This is a genomic window from Janthinobacterium sp. (assembly GCF_031995485.1).
Classification (GTDB): domain Bacteria; phylum Pseudomonadota; class Gammaproteobacteria; order Burkholderiales; family Burkholderiaceae_D; genus Janthinobacterium.
On the sequence record NZ_DAMAGB010000006.1, the window covers coordinates 171,153 to 185,271 of the forward strand.

19 protein-coding genes, 1 tRNA gene and 1 pseudogene are annotated in these 14,119 nt (G+C 61.6%); 16 read left to right on the forward strand and 5 right to left on the reverse strand.

Annotated elements, in window-relative coordinates; genetic code table 11:
• The first annotated feature begins 1 nt into the window (after position 1).
• The 14 genes and pseudogenes from RTQ46_RS06940 to RTQ46_RS07005 all read left to right on the forward strand — a co-directional run bounded on the left by RTQ46_RS06940 (position 2) and on the right by RTQ46_RS07005 (position 7,988).
• Complete coding sequence (locus tag RTQ46_RS06940; protein ID WP_312435472.1) at positions 2–865, forward strand: KTSC domain-containing protein; 864 nt, start codon at positions 2–4, stop codon at positions 863–865.
• On the forward strand, positions 862–1,107 hold the full coding sequence (locus RTQ46_RS06945) for a hypothetical protein (protein WP_312435473.1): 246 nt from the start codon (positions 862–864) through the stop codon (positions 1,105–1,107). The genes RTQ46_RS06940 and RTQ46_RS06945 overlap by 4 nt, the downstream gene beginning before the upstream one ends.
• 28 nt (positions 1,108–1,135) lie before the next feature.
• Positions 1,136–1,549 carry a recombination protein NinB gene (locus RTQ46_RS06950; protein WP_099376061.1) on the forward strand — a complete coding sequence of 138 codons (414 nt, stop codon included), beginning with the start codon at positions 1,136–1,138 and terminating at the stop codon, positions 1,547–1,549.
• Between the two features lie 9 nt (positions 1,550–1,558).
• A pseudogene (locus RTQ46_RS06955) lies at positions 1,559–2,449 on the forward strand (recombination-associated protein RdgC); the annotation flags it as partial.
• Between the two features lie 270 nt (positions 2,450–2,719).
• Complete coding sequence (locus RTQ46_RS06960; RefSeq protein ID WP_312435500.1) at positions 2,720–3,025, forward strand: DNA translocase FtsK; 306 nt, start codon at positions 2,720–2,722, stop codon at positions 3,023–3,025.
• Positions 3,022–3,261 carry a hypothetical protein gene (locus RTQ46_RS06965; protein ID WP_312435477.1) on the forward strand — a complete coding sequence of 80 codons (240 nt, stop codon included), beginning with the start codon at positions 3,022–3,024 and terminating at the stop codon, positions 3,259–3,261. Before RTQ46_RS06960 ends, RTQ46_RS06965 begins: the two co-directional genes overlap by 4 nt.
• A gap of 9 nt (positions 3,262–3,270) precedes the next feature.
• Entirely contained in the window at positions 3,271–3,993 is a 723-nt protein-coding gene (locus RTQ46_RS06970) for a hypothetical protein (RefSeq protein WP_312435479.1), read from the forward strand.
• Positions 3,990–4,421: a hypothetical protein gene (locus RTQ46_RS06975; protein ID WP_312435480.1), complete on the forward strand. Its 432-nt coding sequence runs from the start codon at positions 3,990–3,992 to the stop codon at positions 4,419–4,421. The genes RTQ46_RS06970 and RTQ46_RS06975 overlap by 4 nt, the downstream gene beginning before the upstream one ends.
• Positions 4,418–4,687 (forward strand): hypothetical protein, encoded by a 270-nt coding sequence (locus tag RTQ46_RS06980; protein ID WP_312435482.1) that lies wholly within the window; start codon positions 4,418–4,420, stop codon positions 4,685–4,687. The genes RTQ46_RS06975 and RTQ46_RS06980 overlap by 4 nt, the downstream gene beginning before the upstream one ends.
• Before the next feature lie 110 nt (positions 4,688–4,797).
• Positions 4,798–5,118 (forward strand): hypothetical protein, encoded by a 321-nt coding sequence (locus RTQ46_RS06985; protein ID WP_312435483.1) that lies wholly within the window; start codon positions 4,798–4,800, stop codon positions 5,116–5,118.
• Entirely contained in the window at positions 5,115–5,348 is a 234-nt protein-coding gene (locus tag RTQ46_RS06990) for a hypothetical protein (protein ID WP_312435484.1), read from the forward strand. The genes RTQ46_RS06985 and RTQ46_RS06990 overlap by 4 nt, the downstream gene beginning before the upstream one ends.
• Positions 5,345–6,739 (forward strand): hypothetical protein, encoded by a 1,395-nt coding sequence (locus tag RTQ46_RS06995; RefSeq protein ID WP_312435486.1) that lies wholly within the window; start codon positions 5,345–5,347, stop codon positions 6,737–6,739. The genes RTQ46_RS06990 and RTQ46_RS06995 overlap by 4 nt, the downstream gene beginning before the upstream one ends.
• Before the next feature lie 2 nt (positions 6,740–6,741).
• Positions 6,742–7,095 carry a hypothetical protein gene (locus tag RTQ46_RS07000; RefSeq protein WP_312435488.1) on the forward strand — a complete coding sequence of 118 codons (354 nt, stop codon included), beginning with the start codon at positions 6,742–6,744 and terminating at the stop codon, positions 7,093–7,095.
• Positions 6,984–7,988 carry a site-specific integrase gene (locus tag RTQ46_RS07005; RefSeq protein WP_312435489.1) on the forward strand — a complete coding sequence of 335 codons (1,005 nt, stop codon included), beginning with the start codon at positions 6,984–6,986 and terminating at the stop codon, positions 7,986–7,988. The genes RTQ46_RS07000 and RTQ46_RS07005 overlap by 112 nt, the downstream gene beginning before the upstream one ends.
• Positions 7,989–8,076: 88 nt before the next feature.
• Here the strand turns inward: RTQ46_RS07005 and RTQ46_RS07010 are convergent.
• The 4 genes from RTQ46_RS07010 to RTQ46_RS07025 form a co-directional block, all read right to left on the reverse strand.
• Positions 8,077–8,151, reverse strand: a tRNA-Val gene (locus RTQ46_RS07010).
• 83 nt (positions 8,152–8,234) lie between these two features.
• Complete coding sequence (gene dnaQ / locus RTQ46_RS07015; protein WP_312435491.1) at positions 8,235–8,948, reverse strand: DNA polymerase III subunit epsilon; 714 nt, start codon at positions 8,946–8,948, stop codon at positions 8,235–8,237.
• Between the two features lie 96 nt (positions 8,949–9,044).
• Positions 9,045–9,494 (reverse strand): ribonuclease HI, encoded by a 450-nt coding sequence (rnhA, locus tag RTQ46_RS07020; RefSeq protein ID WP_312435492.1) that lies wholly within the window; start codon positions 9,492–9,494, stop codon positions 9,045–9,047.
• The gene (locus RTQ46_RS07025; RefSeq protein ID WP_312435493.1) at positions 9,481–10,263 is read right to left on the reverse strand and encodes a class I SAM-dependent methyltransferase; all 783 of its coding nucleotides are present in this window, start codon (positions 10,261–10,263) and stop codon (positions 9,481–9,483) included. Before RTQ46_RS07025 ends, rnhA begins: the two co-directional genes overlap by 14 nt.
• Before the next feature lie 19 nt (positions 10,264–10,282).
• On the opposite strand from RTQ46_RS07025, the gene gloB reads away from it, so the two are divergent.
• A complete protein-coding gene (gloB, locus tag RTQ46_RS07030; RefSeq protein WP_312435494.1) occupies positions 10,283–11,092 on the forward strand; it encodes a hydroxyacylglutathione hydrolase in 810 nt (269 codons plus the stop codon).
• A gap of 63 nt (positions 11,093–11,155) precedes the next feature.
• Here gloB and aceB read toward each other — a convergent pair whose 3' ends face one another.
• Positions 11,156–12,754 carry a malate synthase A gene (gene aceB, locus RTQ46_RS07035; protein WP_312435495.1) on the reverse strand — a complete coding sequence of 533 codons (1,599 nt, stop codon included), beginning with the start codon at positions 12,752–12,754 and terminating at the stop codon, positions 11,156–11,158.
• A 163-nt stretch (positions 12,755–12,917) separates the two neighbouring features.
• Between aceB and RTQ46_RS07040 the strand changes: the two genes are divergently transcribed.
• Complete coding sequence (locus RTQ46_RS07040) at positions 12,918–13,829, forward strand: LysR family transcriptional regulator (RefSeq protein WP_312435496.1); 912 nt, start codon at positions 12,918–12,920, stop codon at positions 13,827–13,829.
• Positions 13,830–14,119 lie beyond the last annotated feature (290 nt).

The following is a 14,119-nucleotide window of genomic DNA, read 5'->3' on the forward strand; positions in this document are numbered from 1 at the left end:
CATGAGCACCCTTCCCAAAATCGTTATGCACCAGGTCGAGTCCAGCCAGTTTGCAGCCATCGGCCATGCGCCAGAACTGAACCTGCTGGCCATCCAGTTCCACCCGAAGAAGTCGACCGGCCAGAGCGACATTTACCACTACCAGAATTTCAGCGCCGATCTGTTCGCTGAATTCCTGGGCGCCGATTCGCAGGGCTCGTTCTTCATCCAGCGCATCAAGAAGTACGCCAGCCAGTTTCCCTATTCGAAGATCGATCAGGCTGCGTTCAACCACACCGCGCCGCAGCCGGCCGTCAAACCGGCCGGCCTGGCCGAAGCACCGCCGGTCAAGCTGAGCAAAGAACTGCTGGCCGGCCTGCTGACGGGCCGCGAATATATGAGCGAAATGTTCAAGGAAGAAGAGCAGCAAGCGAAGGCAGCCGGTTTGCTCGTGATCTTCGGCGCAAGCGGCGATCTGATGGTGTTTCGCGGCGCGCGGCGCGACGAGTTGGCGGCGGGCATTGCCATGCTGGCACCCGAGCCGGCGGCTAAATGGGTAGAGGCGTTGTTCGGCGCCGAACCAGACTACAGCTGGACATTCCGCACCGACGTGCCGCACGCGACCTTCGAAATCGTGGAAGGCGGCGAGCCGTATTGTCGCGGCATCGTGATCGATGTGGCCGACCTGGCGCCGGCGGGGCGCCTGGAGATCGACCACACCGCCGCGCTGGAAATCAACGCGCGCTGCTACGGCGAGCCGCTGCCACATGGCCAGCGCTACAGCCGGACGACGTTCAAGGACAACGGCGACCCGATCCTGTTGGGCGCTGACGGCAAGCGCAGCGTTTTTTGCGACTTGTGCGACGACGTAGAGGACGCAGCGTGAGCCGCGCCGAACGCCAGGCACAGGCGACTGCCAAGCTCCAGGCAGCGTGCGACAGGTTCAACGCCATACACCTTGTCGGCGCGGCCGTCAGCGTCGAGCTGGACAGCGGCGAGGTCCGCGAGACGGTCACGACCAGCGAGGCACAGGTGCTCAGCGGCCACACCGCAGTCATTTGGCTGGATGGCGTTCGCGGCTGCTATGACCTGGAGCGCGTGACGGCTTTGAAAGCGGAAAAAGCATGATGGCGCGCCGCGCCGCAGGAGCACCGCCATGACGAAACAGACTTACTTCCTCGTGCACGACGAAGCGCGGCGCCGGGCAGTTGAATTTGCCAAGACCGCGCCGCCCGGCTGGATGGTGGTGTTTTCCGAGCCGAAGAAGAAGCGCGCCCAGGAAGAAAAGTACCACGCGATGATCGGCGAGATCGCCAAGCAGGTGGAGCACATCGGGCGCAAATGGGATGCGGACGACATGAAGCGGCTGCTGGTGGACGAGTTTGCCGACGAAATGCGCCTGGCTGGCACACCGCTGCACCACGACGGGCGCGTGACGCCCAGCTTCGACGGGCGCCGCATCGTGCAGTTGGGAGTGCAGACCAGCGACTTCTACGTGAAGGAAGCCGCGCAGTTCATTGAATTTTTGTATGCCTTCGGTGCCGCGCGCGGCGTCGTGTTCTCAGAATAAGGAAATGCCATGTTTTTCAAGAATATCCAGGCATATCGCCTGCCGCAAAACTGGGCTATGACAGCCGACGCCCTCGCCGATGCGCTGGCGCCGCAGAAATTCACCGATGCCACCAGCATGGATATGGTCAACCAAGGCTGGGCCCCGCCGCGCGCCGCCGGCACACCGCTCGTGCACGCCGTCGGCGGCCAGTTCCTGCTGCAGCTGAAAACCGAGAAGAAGTTGCTGCCATCGACCGTGATCAACCAGGTGGCCGCCGCCCGCGCGCTGGAAATGGAAGAAGCCCAAGGCTTCGCGCCCGGCAAGAAGGCCATGAAGGAATTGAAGGAGCGCGTCACCGACGAACTGCTGCCACGGGCGTTCGCCATTCTCAGCACCACGGCCGTGTGGATCGACCCGATCAATGGCTGGCTGGTAGTGGACGCGGCCAGTCCAAGCAAGGCCGACGAGGTGGTCAAGCAGCTGCTCAAATCCGTCGACAAGCTGCCGCTGGAAAGCCTGCGCGTCATGCGCTCACCCGTAGCGATGATGACGGGCTGGTTGCAGCACGACGAGGCGCCGGCCGGCTTCACGGTCGACCAGGACGCGATCATGCGCGCCACGGGCGAAAGCAAGGCCCAGGTGGCATACAAGCGCCACACCCTGGAAGCGGACGATATCCGCCGCCACATCGCCGCCGGCAAGCAGTGCACGCGCCTGGCCATGACCTGGAACGACAAGATCAGCTTCGTGCTGGACGAGAGCCTGGCCATCAAGTCGATCAAGCCGCTGGAGATCATCAAGGAAAGCGCCGCACGGAACGACGACGAGCGCTTCGACAGCGATATGGCGCTGATGACCGGCGAGTTGGCGAGGATGCTGACCGATCTGGTCGAGGCCCTGGGCGGCGAGGCTGATGCGGTTGCGCCGGCGCCGGGCCCGGTTGTGGACGGCCAGCAGAAGATCGAGCGCGCCGTTGGCCTGACGGCTGATCTTTACAAGGTTCGCGCTTCGTTCCGCGACCTTTTGAAAGAGGCGTATCAGGAAACCATCTACTCGGTAATCATCCGCATTCGTGAGCGCATGGCCGAAACCGGCGAAGACGTCATCAAGGCCGCCATCTACTTGGCGAACACGATGCCGACCGGCTCGTCATCCGGGCAGATTTTCCTGGCCGGCGCTGTCGAGTTCATGGAACCAAGCGCGCCGGCGGCAAGCGACGAATCAGTGCGCCAGCAGCGCCCGGTGCTGCAGCTGAACGGCGAAGCGCTGGGCGCCGTGCCGGCCGGCGACGGCAGCGCGAGCGATCCGCTGTACGAGCAGGCCGTGAAAATCGTTCGCACCGGCCAGCGTGCGTCCATCGCCCTGGTGCAGCGCCATCTGCGCATCGGCTACAACCGAGCGGCCCGACTGATCGAGGCAATGGAAACCGCCGGCGTGGTCAAGGGCACGCAGGGCATCTATACGGTCTCGACCGTGGCGGGAGCGGCAGCATGAGCAATCAAGAAAACAGTACCGATAGCGCAATGGTGCAAGAAGCGCTCAAGGCCGTGGCAATCCTTCCGCACCTCAAGCCAGAGGAGAGAAGTTCGTATCTGAGCGCCCTCTTGCTGATCTCGTACAAATTGCTCCGCACTGCGGCAGGGGATGAGTTCGTGCGCGGCTGGCTTGAAAGTGCGCTGCATGAAGTCCAGACCGAAGCGCCAGACGTGAAGATCAACGAATTCCATTAAGGAGACAGCATGAAAGAGCGCCCTATTTTGTTCAGTGCCCCGATGGTGCGCGCGCTGCTCGACGGCAACAAGACGCAGACGCGGCGCGTGGTGAAGCTGGACCCCGGCCCATATTGGAATCCGGCGGTAGGCGACTATAACCCGATCATCATCGACAACGGCGGCTACGACGCGCCAGGCCCTGAAATCTTTGGCGCGTCGGATGAGATCGCGGGTCGCAAGTTCCCGTACGGGCGACCAGGTAGCCACCTCTGGGTGCGCGAAACCTTCTTCGCCTACGGCCGCTGGGAAACCCGGTTCAGCGTCAAGAAGACCCGGGACGAATGGCACTTCATCGACATGACGACCGAGTGCGACCGCACCTACCAGTTTGCCGCTGACAACCCGGACCTGCCGCCGGCTACTGACCGTGGCGGCGCCCTGCCCGGCTGGTACAAGCGCCCGGCCATCTTCATGCCGCGCGCGGGCAGCCGCATCCTGCTGGAGATCGTATCGGTGCGCGTCGAGCGGCTGAACGACTGCAGCGAGGCTGACGCAATAGCGGAGGGCGTACGCAAGTTCGCCGACTCCTTCATGCGTGGGTCGCCCGGCTGGGAAGGCTACCCCGGCGCATTCGCACGGCCAGATGCTTACACCGCCTACTACGACCTGTGGGAGAAGATAAACGGCGCTGGCAGTTGGGATGCAAACCAGTGGTGCTGGGCGATTACCTTCAAGCGAGTTGCACCATGAACCCGCGCATCTACAAGAAGCAGGCAAAGCGCGCCGTCCAGCTGCTCCGCAGCCATGGCGACACCACGAAATACACACCATCGAGCGAGTCGGGCGTTATCGAGGAGCCATTTTCGTGGAAGCGTGCCCAGTGGTTGTGCCAGCACCGTCCTGCCGAATATGGAATGTGGCAGCGCATCAGCGGCATCCCAGAACATCACTACATGAGTTTTGATGAGTGCGAAGGTCAAGATGCGCGCGGAGCCTGGATAAGTCACTACGACCACGCCCGCTTGCCCGCCGACTACTGGGAGGGGCCGGAATGGGAATGCGGCGGCAAGCCCTGGCCGCGCATCACCACCGGCGAGCGCATGAGCATGTGGCGCTACAGCCAGATTGCACCAGGCTGGCGGTGGCGCGGTGGCCGTGCTGTGCGGGTGGCTTCATGACCGACTTGAGCGACATGAGCAAAAGCGCGCTTTCAGCCGCAATGCGTGGCGGCACCGCCGGCTGGGGCAAGATCGGCTCTGCCGACGACCACGTCCGCTACAGCGAGAAGAAGCCCAAGCGCCCCGGCCGCCGGCGCACCTGCTACTGCGGTTGCAACGGCCCGGCCACCCATAGCGGGATGGCAAACGGCCTGGCGCTGACCAGTGCATGCGAGTTAGGCATCGCTCGGTGGGTCCGCACTGGCAACGTCCGGGCTACGCGATGAGCAACGGAACCCGAAACCGATCCGCCGCACGCGTGGCGGCGGCCCTAATCTTGATTTACGTGGCGGCGACCCTGGCGGGCGTCCTGGCCGCGACAACCTGAAAGGCGAATATGAAAAAGATAATTGAACCGGCGCCGGTGGCACGCGATGAATATGGTTTCTGGAGCCACCCTGAATTGCCGGACTTTGATGAGGGTGACGGCGTCAAATATAGCTCGTGGCTTGCGCAGCAGCAGCTCACGGCGCAGCGCGTCGACATGGAAGATGACGCTTCGGACGAGCTCAATGACCGTGTCATGGATGGCGACATCGCCGCTGTCGCCGACTGGGCGCCGACCTCGCCCGGCCCTGACTGGTTCCTGCTGGCCATCTACGACACCGAGGACGGACCGGTGGCCTGGTTCGCATCTCGCGCGCTGGCAGCATCATGAGCGGCCGCGCGCCGGCGCCGACCGAATCGCCGCGCGAGCTGGCCGACCAGCACGACTTGCGCATTCACCGCGCAAAGCAGCTGGCTAGGCCGATCGGCTACAACGGCACGAACCGGTTCATCAGCGGCTTCTGCTGGCACAAGGGCGATGCCGAAATGACCGTGTACATCGAGGGCGAGGCCGAACCGGTCGCGCCATCCGCAATAACCATATTGGAGCAACCGACATGATAAATACCGAACAACACACGCCGGCCGCCGCTGCGCTCCGAGCGGTGGCGGATGAGTGGACGCAGTTTGTAGATTGGGCAAGCGCCGAGGGGCTGATCCGAGAATCGTTCGGCATTCGCTCGACAAGTTCGATGTGCGACGTCGCGCTGAAGGCATGGAAGGCTGGTCGCGCCGCCCTCGCAGCCGCTCCGGTGCAATCTAATTCCCCCGAATTACATGGAATTGCATCCGCCTCGGTGCAGCGTGAGGCCCCACCGGATGAAGGGCGCGATGCAGCACTGGCTGATTGCGATCAAGTGCCGTACCTGATTGTGTACGACGATGTGGATCAAGTAAATGAGCAGGTAATCGGCGGCACGCGCGCCCGGTATCGCTTTAAGCAGATATCGGGATCGTGGAATGCCCATCTTTTTGTAAAAATCGCATCCAACAGCCAAGACGAGAAATACCCAAGCGCCACACTCGCCACCCCAGCAGCGCAGGGCGATGCCAGGGACGCGGCAGCGATCGCCAACAAGATCGTGCTCGACGTGGCGGAACTCGACCGCGACTCTCCTAGCGATCAGCCCAACATGGTGCTGATCACCGCCGACGAATTGCGCACGAGCACAATCGCCGCTATCGCTTCCAAGAGGGGCGTCGTGAACGCCGCCAACAAATTTACGCCTATGAGTGCCGATGGTTCGCTGGTGTTTTTGGCGGGTAACTGTGGCGGCTTCGACGTGCGCAATTGCCCGGAGCCTGAAGCGCTGGCGGGTTTCATTGTGGAAAGTTGCAATGCTGCCGCTATCGTACCGCCAGCGGCTGCGGAAGTCGAAACAATCCAACAGGCCCGGGCCAATTTCGAAGACTGGTACACCGGACATGCAGCCGACATCAACGCTGCGCCCATCGGCAGCCGCGACAGCATGCTGCAGTGGTCGTCTTGGATTGCGGCTCGCAGCGGCAATTACGTCGCGCGCGGTGGCTGGAAGATATCGCCAGCACCGTGGGGGCCGGCAGGCGCGCCAGTAGCTGCGGGGAACGTGGATAGCTGCGCCGAAATGGGTTCGCTGTGCAGCGCCTGCGACGGCACGGGCGAAGTGCACCGTGCTGATGGCGAATGGATGGGCGAGTGCACTTGCGTCCACGCATGGCGCCAGCGCGCCGAAAAGGCCGAGGTTCGCGCTAAGGAGCTTGAGGCCCAGCTCGCGCGCCGCGGTGCCCCACTCTCTCCCGAAACACGGCAGGCTATCGCGGCCGCGCGCGTCACTGACCAGTCGATCGCGGCGACGCGGGGTGGCCTGGTCTTCATGAATGACGGCGCCGAGCCGGACTACAGCAAGCTCGATTGCCCCGCATGCGGCGGCAGCGGCCACGCCACCGACATGCCAGCCGGGGGCGCAACATGAACATGAGCGAAGTCGAAATGCGCCACATCGCCGAATTGGTGTCGGCGCTGGATAAGGCCGCAGGCAAGAAGCCCGCCAGCGCAGCCGGGGAATTGAACAGACAGCAGATCTGCGCCGCACTTGGCGTAAGCGAATCAACGATCCGGCGGCTGGAGCAGGCCGGGCTGCCATATACACCGGTCGGCGCGCGCTCTAAGCGCTACGACCTTGAAGAATGCAAGAGCTGGTTAAAAGGAAATCAAGTATGTCAGTCTGGAAAGACAGCAAGGGTAAACTCCACGTCGGAATCATGGTTGATGGCAAAAGAATTCACAGAGAGTTGCCGGAAGGTTCAACTGCGAGTGATGCCAAGCTGATTGAAGCAGAACTCCGTGCGGCGGTTGCGCGCACGCCTAAGCAGAAGAAAGTTCACATTCCGGGCGATCTGCCGATGACGGCCATTCTCGCATTGTTTATTGAGCACTCTCAGGGCCTTCGCAGTGCAGATACGGCAAAACACCATGCAAAGCGGCTGGGCGCGTGGGCGGAGCGCTACAAGGCTAGCCAGGCACAAGAATTTGCCGACCACGTCATTAAGGACATGAGTAAGCTAATACCGCACAAGAAAACCGGAAAGTTGGTGCCCGCCTACGCGCCAGCGACAATCAATAGATCGCTGGCGTGTGCAAAAAAAGGCCTTCACTTGGCTTGGCGCCAAAGGCTAATACCGGAAAACTACGGCCTTCGGATCGAATCGGTAGCCGTGAACAACAAGCGCGAAGTTTTTTTGACAGTCGAGCAGGTGAAAAAAATTGCTTCATTTTGCACACCGATTGCTCAAGCAGCAATATGGGCGGCACTTCTGACTGGCGCCCGACGTGGCGAACTATTCCAGATGGAAAGCTCACACATCGGTCGCGACACAATAACGTTCCCGGCAAGCAATACGAAAACGCTGCGAATGCGGGTCATACCAATCATCCCGGCGCTTCGACCGTGGCTTAAATACTTTCCGCTGGAGATGACGTTATATGGAGTGCAATCGGCCTGGCGCCGCGCTCGCGTGAAGGCGGGCATGCCGCATGTGAATTTTCACGATCTTCGGCATTCATGCGCAAGCATCATGTTGGGGCTGGGAGTTGATCTTTACACGATCAGCAAGATCCTAGGTCACGCGAATATACAGACGACTCAGCGCTATGCGCACCTGCAGGTGGACGCGCAACGTGAAGCGTTAAATAAGCTATCGCTGCTTGTCGTCACAAAATAAATTACACTGGAAAATTACACTCAACAAAAAAGCCGACCTTTTTAAAGATCGGCTTTTCGTGTAAGTGATTGATTTCACTTGATATTCTTGGTGGGAAGTGCAAGTTTCGAACTTGCGACCCCTGCAGTGTGAATGCAGTGCTCTACCCCTGAGCTAACCTCCCGAAGCGAGGCGAATTATCGCATACGTCGCGCGCGATCTGCAAGGGCCGGGGCGAGAAATTTGCGCCGGCCGCTGTTTTTTCGCTCAGGCAGCGGCCGGGGCGCTGACGGCGGTCCAGATACACTGCCCTTTGACGGCTTTGTCCAGGCCGGCAATGGTGGCTTCGTGGGCCGCGACTTCATCGGCGCTGGCGGGCTGGAAGATAACTTCGGCCAACGGCACGATTTCCAGCACGGCGCCATCGGTCGCCACTTCCACCTCTTCTTCCATGCTGAGGCTGTTCTGGCCGCGCGTCATGGCCAGGTAGACGTCGGCCAGCAACTCGGAGTCGAGCAGCGCGCCGTGCAGCTTGCGGTGCGCGTTCGACACGCCGTAGCGGTCGCACAGGGCGTCGAGCGAGTTGCGCTTGCCGGGGTGCATTTCCTTGGCTTGGACCAGGGTGTCGATCACGCCATGCACCTGTTCGTGTACGGGCGGCAGGTTCAGTCGCTTGAATTCGGCGTTCAGGAAGCCGATATCGAACGGGGCGTTATGGATGATCAGTTCGGCGCCGGCGATATACGCACGGAACTCGTCGGCAATTTCCGCGAACTTCGGCTTGTCGCTGAGGAACTCGGTCGTCAGGCCGTGGACCGCCAGCGCGCCCTCTTCCGAATCGCGCTCGGGATTGATGTAGTGGTGAAAATTATTCCCGGTCAGCATGCGGTTGTTCAACTCGACCGCACCGATTTCCAGGATGCGGTCGCCCGTGCGCGGATTCAGGCCGGTGGTTTCAGTGTCGAGAACAATTTGACGCATGGGGCACTCACATAGAAGCAAAAAAGCGAAGGACGCAGTATAGCAAACCTGCGTCCTTCGGTCAGGGCCGGCCGGCTGGCAGGCCATGCTGTCGGCTTATGCGCGCACGGTTTCCACACCCAGATTTGCAAGCTGATCAGCCCGCTCATTGCCGGGATGGCCGTTGTGGCCGCGCACCCAGCGCCACTCGACTTGATGCACGGCCTGCGCCGCGTCGAGCGCCTGCCACAGGTCGACGTTTTTGACAGGCGCCTTGGCGGCCGTCTTCCAGCCGCGCGCCTTCCAGCCGTGAATCCATTCGCTGATGCCCTTTTGCACATACTGGCTGTCGGTGTACAGCACTACCTGGCATGGACGCTTGAGCGCGGTCAAGGCTTCGATCACGGCCTGGAGTTCCATGCGGTTATTGGTGGTATTGCGTTCGCCGCCGTAAATTTCCTTCTTTGCGCCATCGGCCACCATCAGCGCGCCCCAGCCGCCCGTGCCAGGATTGCCCTTGCATGCGCCATCGGCATAAATCTCGACCTTCGTTTCAACCTTGTCCATCGTGCTGTTCCCGCCTTTTATTGGTGACCGGTGCGCCTGCGGGCGCCGTCGCCGGTTTTTTGGTCCACGCCGGACCGATCAGGCGCATCCCTTTGACGCGCTTGATGGCCTGCACTATATACACTGCGCCCAGATATGGCCACCAGCGCGCCCCCGCCTTGTCCATGTAGGCGTGGCGGCGCAGCCATTTGTCGGTCTTGCAGGCGGGCGCGTAGCAGCCAAAATGGCTGCGGCTCACGCCCATATTCATCAGTTTGAGCCAGTCTTTCATGCGCGGCATCGAGATCAGCTCCCCTGCACGCGGCAGATAATGGCGGCCCGTGATGCGGGCCAGGCCCTGGCGCGCACCCCACAGGCTGGCCGGATTGAAGCCGCAGATGATCAGCTGGCCTTCCGGGATCAGCACGCGTTCGACTTCGCGCAGCACCTGGTGCGGCTCGGCGGCAAATTCGAGCACATGCGGCAATACCACCAGATCCAGGCTGTGCGAGTCGAACGGCAGCTCGTCAAATGCGGATACCAGCTTGAGCGCGCTGCCCTGCGGCTGTCTGGCCGGCAAGCGTGCATCGACCTGCCACTTGTTCGGCATGCGGCTGGCGGCCAGCGCGTCGAACTGCGGCAAGCCGAGCTGGACGGCGTTAAAACCGAAGATGTCGACCGTCAGGCTGTCCAGGCATTGCTGCTCCCATTGACGCACGTACAGACCGGCTGGTGTCTGCAGCCAGCCGTCAAGCGCTATAATGGATTTTTCGGATGCCGCACTGTCCATTCAGTTTTCTCTCTTACACATGACCAACTCCCCTGAACACGCTTTATCGGTACTTGCCGTGCCCGCCTTTAACGACAATTACCTGTGGCTGATCCATGATGGCGCCAACGCTGCCGTGGTCGACCCGGGCGACGCCGATGTCATTCTGGCGGCCTTGCGCGCGCATGGGCTGACCCTGTCCGCCATTCTACTGACGCATCACCACACCGACCACACCGGTGGCGTGGCTCAATTGTTACAGCATTTCGCCATTCCCGTCTTCGGCCCCCGCAACGACGCCATCACGGCCGTTACCGAACCTTTGGGCGAAAACGATGTCGCCGAGGTTGCCGCCCTGGGCCTGGCGCTGTCCGTGATCGACGTGCCGGGCCACACCAAGGGCCATATCGCCTATGTGCGCGATGGCGGCGACATCAACGGCGCGCCATGGCTGTTTTCCGGCGATACCCTGTTTGCTGGCGGCTGTGGCCGCCTGTTCGAAGGCACGCCGGGTCAGATGGCCGAGTCGCTGGGCAAGCTGGCCGCCCTGCCCGACGCCACGCTGGTCTACTGCGCACACGAGTATACCCTGTCCAATCTGCGCTTTGCCAGCGCGGTCGAGCCGGGCAACGAAGCGCTGCGGGAACGGGTGGCGCACGACACGGAAAAGCGCCAGCAGGGTTTGCCGACCGTGCCATCGACGATAGCCCTGGAAAAAGCCACCAACCCGTTTTTGCGCTACCGCGAGCCGGCCATCCTCGCCAGCCTGAAAGTGGCCGGCAAGCTCAGTTCCGATGCCTCGCCGGTGGAAGCGTTTGCGGCACTGCGCATGTGGAAAAACAATTTTTAAGTTACCCCATAACGAAAAAAATCCCGGCATGCCGGGATTTTTTTACGCTGCGACTGATGAAAATCAGATTTCTTCGTACAGAGGCAAGGTCAGGAATTCGGCGAACGATTCCGACGTCGACATCTCCTCGAAGATTTGGCCGGCGCGCACATAGGTCGGCCCATCGCCGCCGGGCGCATCGCGCTGCACCTTGGCCAGCTCTTCCGGAATCATGGCGCGCACCATCCCGGCCGTGACCTTGCGGCCGTCTTCCAGCACGCCCTTGCTGGAGCGGATCCATTGCCACACTTGCGAGCGGCTGATCTCGGCCGTGGCCGCGTCTTCCATCAGGTTGTGGATCGGCACGCAGCCGTTGCCGGCCAGCCAGCTGCCCAGGTAGTGGATGCCGACGTTGATGTTGTAGCGCAAGCCCGCTTCCGTGATCGGCGCTTCCGGCTGGAAGTTCAGCAGGTCGGCTGCCTTGACATCGATGTCGGGGCGCTGCTTGCCGATCTGGTTCGGCTTGTCGCCAAGCACCTTGGTGAATTCGCCCATGGCCAGCTCGACCAGGCCCGGATGGGCGACCCAACCACCGTCGTAGCCGTCGGTGGCGTCGCGCGCCTTGTCATTGCGCACGCCACCCATGGCGACATCGTTCTTTTCCGGATCGTTCTTGATCGGGATCAAAGCCGCCATGCCGCCGATCGCCGGCGCGCCGCGCTTGTGGCAGGTTTTCAGCAGCAGCAAGGCGTAGGCGCGCATGAATGGCGCCGTCATGGTGACCTTGGCGCGGTCGGCCAGGCAGAAGTCCTTGTCGAGCTTGAACTTCTTGATGCACGAGAAGATGTAATCCCAACGGCCCGCGTTCAGGCCCGAGCTGTGCTCTTTCAGTTCGTACAGGATTTCGTCCATCTCGAACGCGGCCAAAATGGTTTCGATCAGCACGGTCGCCTTGATGGTACCTTGCGGCAGGCCCAGCTCGTTCTGCGTCATGACGAAAATATCGTTCCACAGGCGCGCCTCGAGGTGCGATTCCATTTTCGGCAGGTAGAAATACGGGCCGGCGCCGCGCGCCAGCTGTTCCCTGGCGTTATGGAACATGAACAGGGCGAAGTCGAAAATGCCGCCCGAAATGCGCTTGCCGTCGACCAGCACATGCTTTTCATCGAGGTGCCAGCCGCGCGGACGCACGACCAGCGTGGCGATCTTGTCGTTGAGCTTGTACGACTTGCCGTTCTGCTCCAGCGAAATGGTGCGGCGCACGGCGTCGAACATATTGATCTGGCCCGTCAGCTGATTGTCCCAGTTCGGCGTGTTCGAGTCTTCGAAGTCGGTCATGTAGCTGTCGGCGCCCGAGTTGAAAGCGTTGATGACCATCTTGCGCTCGACCGGACCGGTGATTTCCACGCGGCGGCATTCCAGCGCCTTCGGGATCGGCGCGATGGTCCAGTCGCCGTCGCGGATATGCGCCGTCTCGGGCAAAAAGTCAGGACGCTCGCCCGCATCGAGGCGTTTGGCGCGCTCGACGCGCACGGCCAGCAACTCCTGGCGGCGCGGCTCGAACGCACGCGTCAGCCTGGCGACCAGCGCCAGCGCCTCGGGCGTCAGGATCTGTTCGTAGCCAGGCTTGATCTCGCCCGTGATTTGCATGCCTTCAGGCAGAGCGATGGGGGACTGCGTCATGATGTTCTCCGTTATAAGTAAAAGTAAACCGGCTGCCAAAGTATACGCTGAACTGATGCTGCGTTCCTTTGCATTTCCTCTATAGTAGTGCACTATAAGGCATGGAAACGAGATTAAAAATCACTTCATCCATGCGTTTTTGTCACAAGTGAAAGGTACTAGCATGGGACAGTTCCGCCAGATTTCCACCTTTGTGGAAGTGGTCGCCAAGGGCAGCCTGTCGGCGGCCGCGCGTGCCGAGGGGATCGCACCGGCCATGATCGGACGCCGGCTCGATGCGCTGGAGCAGCGGCTGGGCGTGAAACTGCTGCAACGCACCACGCGCAAGCTGGTACTGACGAATGAGGGCGCGGCCTTCCTGGAGGATTGCCAGCGCATCCTGGGCGAACTGGAAGAAGCGGAACTGGCCGTGGCCGAGCGCAGCGTCAAGGCCAGCGGCCACTTGCTCATTTCCGCGCCGGCCGGCTTCGGCCGCCAGCATGTGGCGCCGCTGATTCCGTCTTTCCTGGCCGAACACCGCGACGTGACTCTGGCGCTGAACCTGAACGACCGGCTGGTGGACCTGATCGGCGAAGGCATCGACGTGGCGATCCGCATCGCCAGCCTGTCCGACTCCTCGCTGGTCAGCACCAAGCTGGCCGACAACCACCGGGTAGTGGTCGGCACGCCCGCATATCTGAAAAAGGCCGGCACGCCGCGCCTGCCAATCGACCTGATCAAGCATAATTGCCTGGCGATCAGCGGCGAAGGCAGCCAGCGCGGCTGGACTTTCCGCGAAAACGGCAAGAATGTGACGCTGAAAGTGGCAGGCAATATGGTCTGCAACGACGGCGAGGTGCTGCACGACTGGGCGCTGGCCGGCAAAGGGCTGGCCTGGCGTTCGATGTGGGAAGTGGGCGCGGAGATCGAATCGGGACAACTGGTGACGGTGCTCGACCAGTTTGCCGCGCCGGGCAACGATATCTATGCCGTGTTTGCGCAGCGGCGCCACCTGCCCTTGCGCATCCGGGCGTTTGTCGATTTTTTGCGGCACAGCTATGCGCAGCCGGAGTATTGGCGCGAACGCGCCATTTAGCTATGTCGCGCAGGTCGCGTAGGTCGGATTAGCGTAGCGTAATCCGACACCATTGTTGGCCCCAACTCAGTTGTCGGATTACGCGCTTTCGCGCTAATCCGACCTACGCCACTCGATGTGGGAAGTGGGGCGGAGATCGAATCGGAACAGCTGGTGACGGTGCTCGACCAGTTTGCCGCGCCGGGCAACGATATCTATGCCGTATTTGCACAGCCGGATTATTGGCGCGCAGGTCGGGTAGATACTGTTATCCCCGTCAAGCGGTGTGCAAGGTCGGATCAAATATTTTT

What these genes read in the sequence shown, in the direction of transcription:
- RTQ46_RS06940 (WP_312435472.1), top strand. Translation starts at nt 2, where the DNA reads ATGAGCACCCTTCCCAAAATCGTTATGCACCAGGTCGAGTCCAGCCAG.
- RTQ46_RS06950 (WP_099376061.1), top strand. Translation starts at nt 1,136, where the DNA reads ATGACGAAACAGACTTACTTCCTCGTGCACGACGAAGCGCGGCGCCGG.
- RTQ46_RS06960 (WP_312435500.1), top strand. Translation starts at nt 2,720, where the DNA reads ATGGAACCAAGCGCGCCGGCGGCAAGCGACGAATCAGTGCGCCAGCAG.
- RTQ46_RS06965 (WP_312435477.1), top strand. Translation starts at nt 3,022, where the DNA reads ATGAGCAATCAAGAAAACAGTACCGATAGCGCAATGGTGCAAGAAGCG.
- RTQ46_RS06970 (WP_312435479.1), top strand. Translation starts at nt 3,271, where the DNA reads ATGAAAGAGCGCCCTATTTTGTTCAGTGCCCCGATGGTGCGCGCGCTG.
- RTQ46_RS06975 (WP_312435480.1), top strand. Translation starts at nt 3,990, where the DNA reads ATGAACCCGCGCATCTACAAGAAGCAGGCAAAGCGCGCCGTCCAGCTG.
- RTQ46_RS06980 (WP_312435482.1), top strand. Translation starts at nt 4,418, where the DNA reads ATGACCGACTTGAGCGACATGAGCAAAAGCGCGCTTTCAGCCGCAATG.
- RTQ46_RS06985 (WP_312435483.1), top strand. Translation starts at nt 4,798, where the DNA reads ATGAAAAAGATAATTGAACCGGCGCCGGTGGCACGCGATGAATATGGT.
- RTQ46_RS06990 (WP_312435484.1), top strand. Translation starts at nt 5,115, where the DNA reads ATGAGCGGCCGCGCGCCGGCGCCGACCGAATCGCCGCGCGAGCTGGCC.
- RTQ46_RS06995 (WP_312435486.1), top strand. Translation starts at nt 5,345, where the DNA reads ATGATAAATACCGAACAACACACGCCGGCCGCCGCTGCGCTCCGAGCG.
- RTQ46_RS07000 (WP_312435488.1), top strand. Translation starts at nt 6,742, where the DNA reads ATGAGCGAAGTCGAAATGCGCCACATCGCCGAATTGGTGTCGGCGCTG.
- RTQ46_RS07005 (WP_312435489.1), top strand. Translation starts at nt 6,984, where the DNA reads ATGTCAGTCTGGAAAGACAGCAAGGGTAAACTCCACGTCGGAATCATG.
- dnaQ (WP_312435491.1), bottom strand. Translation starts at nt 8,948, where the DNA reads ATGCGTCAAATTGTTCTCGACACTGAAACCACCGGCCTGAATCCGCGC.
- rnhA (WP_312435492.1), bottom strand. Translation starts at nt 9,494, where the DNA reads ATGGACAAGGTTGAAACGAAGGTCGAGATTTATGCCGATGGCGCATGC.
- RTQ46_RS07025 (WP_312435493.1), bottom strand. Translation starts at nt 10,263, where the DNA reads ATGGACAGTGCGGCATCCGAAAAATCCATTATAGCGCTTGACGGCTGG.
- gloB (WP_312435494.1), top strand. Translation starts at nt 10,283, where the DNA reads ATGACCAACTCCCCTGAACACGCTTTATCGGTACTTGCCGTGCCCGCC.
- aceB (WP_312435495.1), bottom strand. Translation starts at nt 12,754, where the DNA reads ATGACGCAGTCCCCCATCGCTCTGCCTGAAGGCATGCAAATCACGGGC.
- RTQ46_RS07040 (WP_312435496.1), top strand. Translation starts at nt 12,918, where the DNA reads ATGGGACAGTTCCGCCAGATTTCCACCTTTGTGGAAGTGGTCGCCAAG.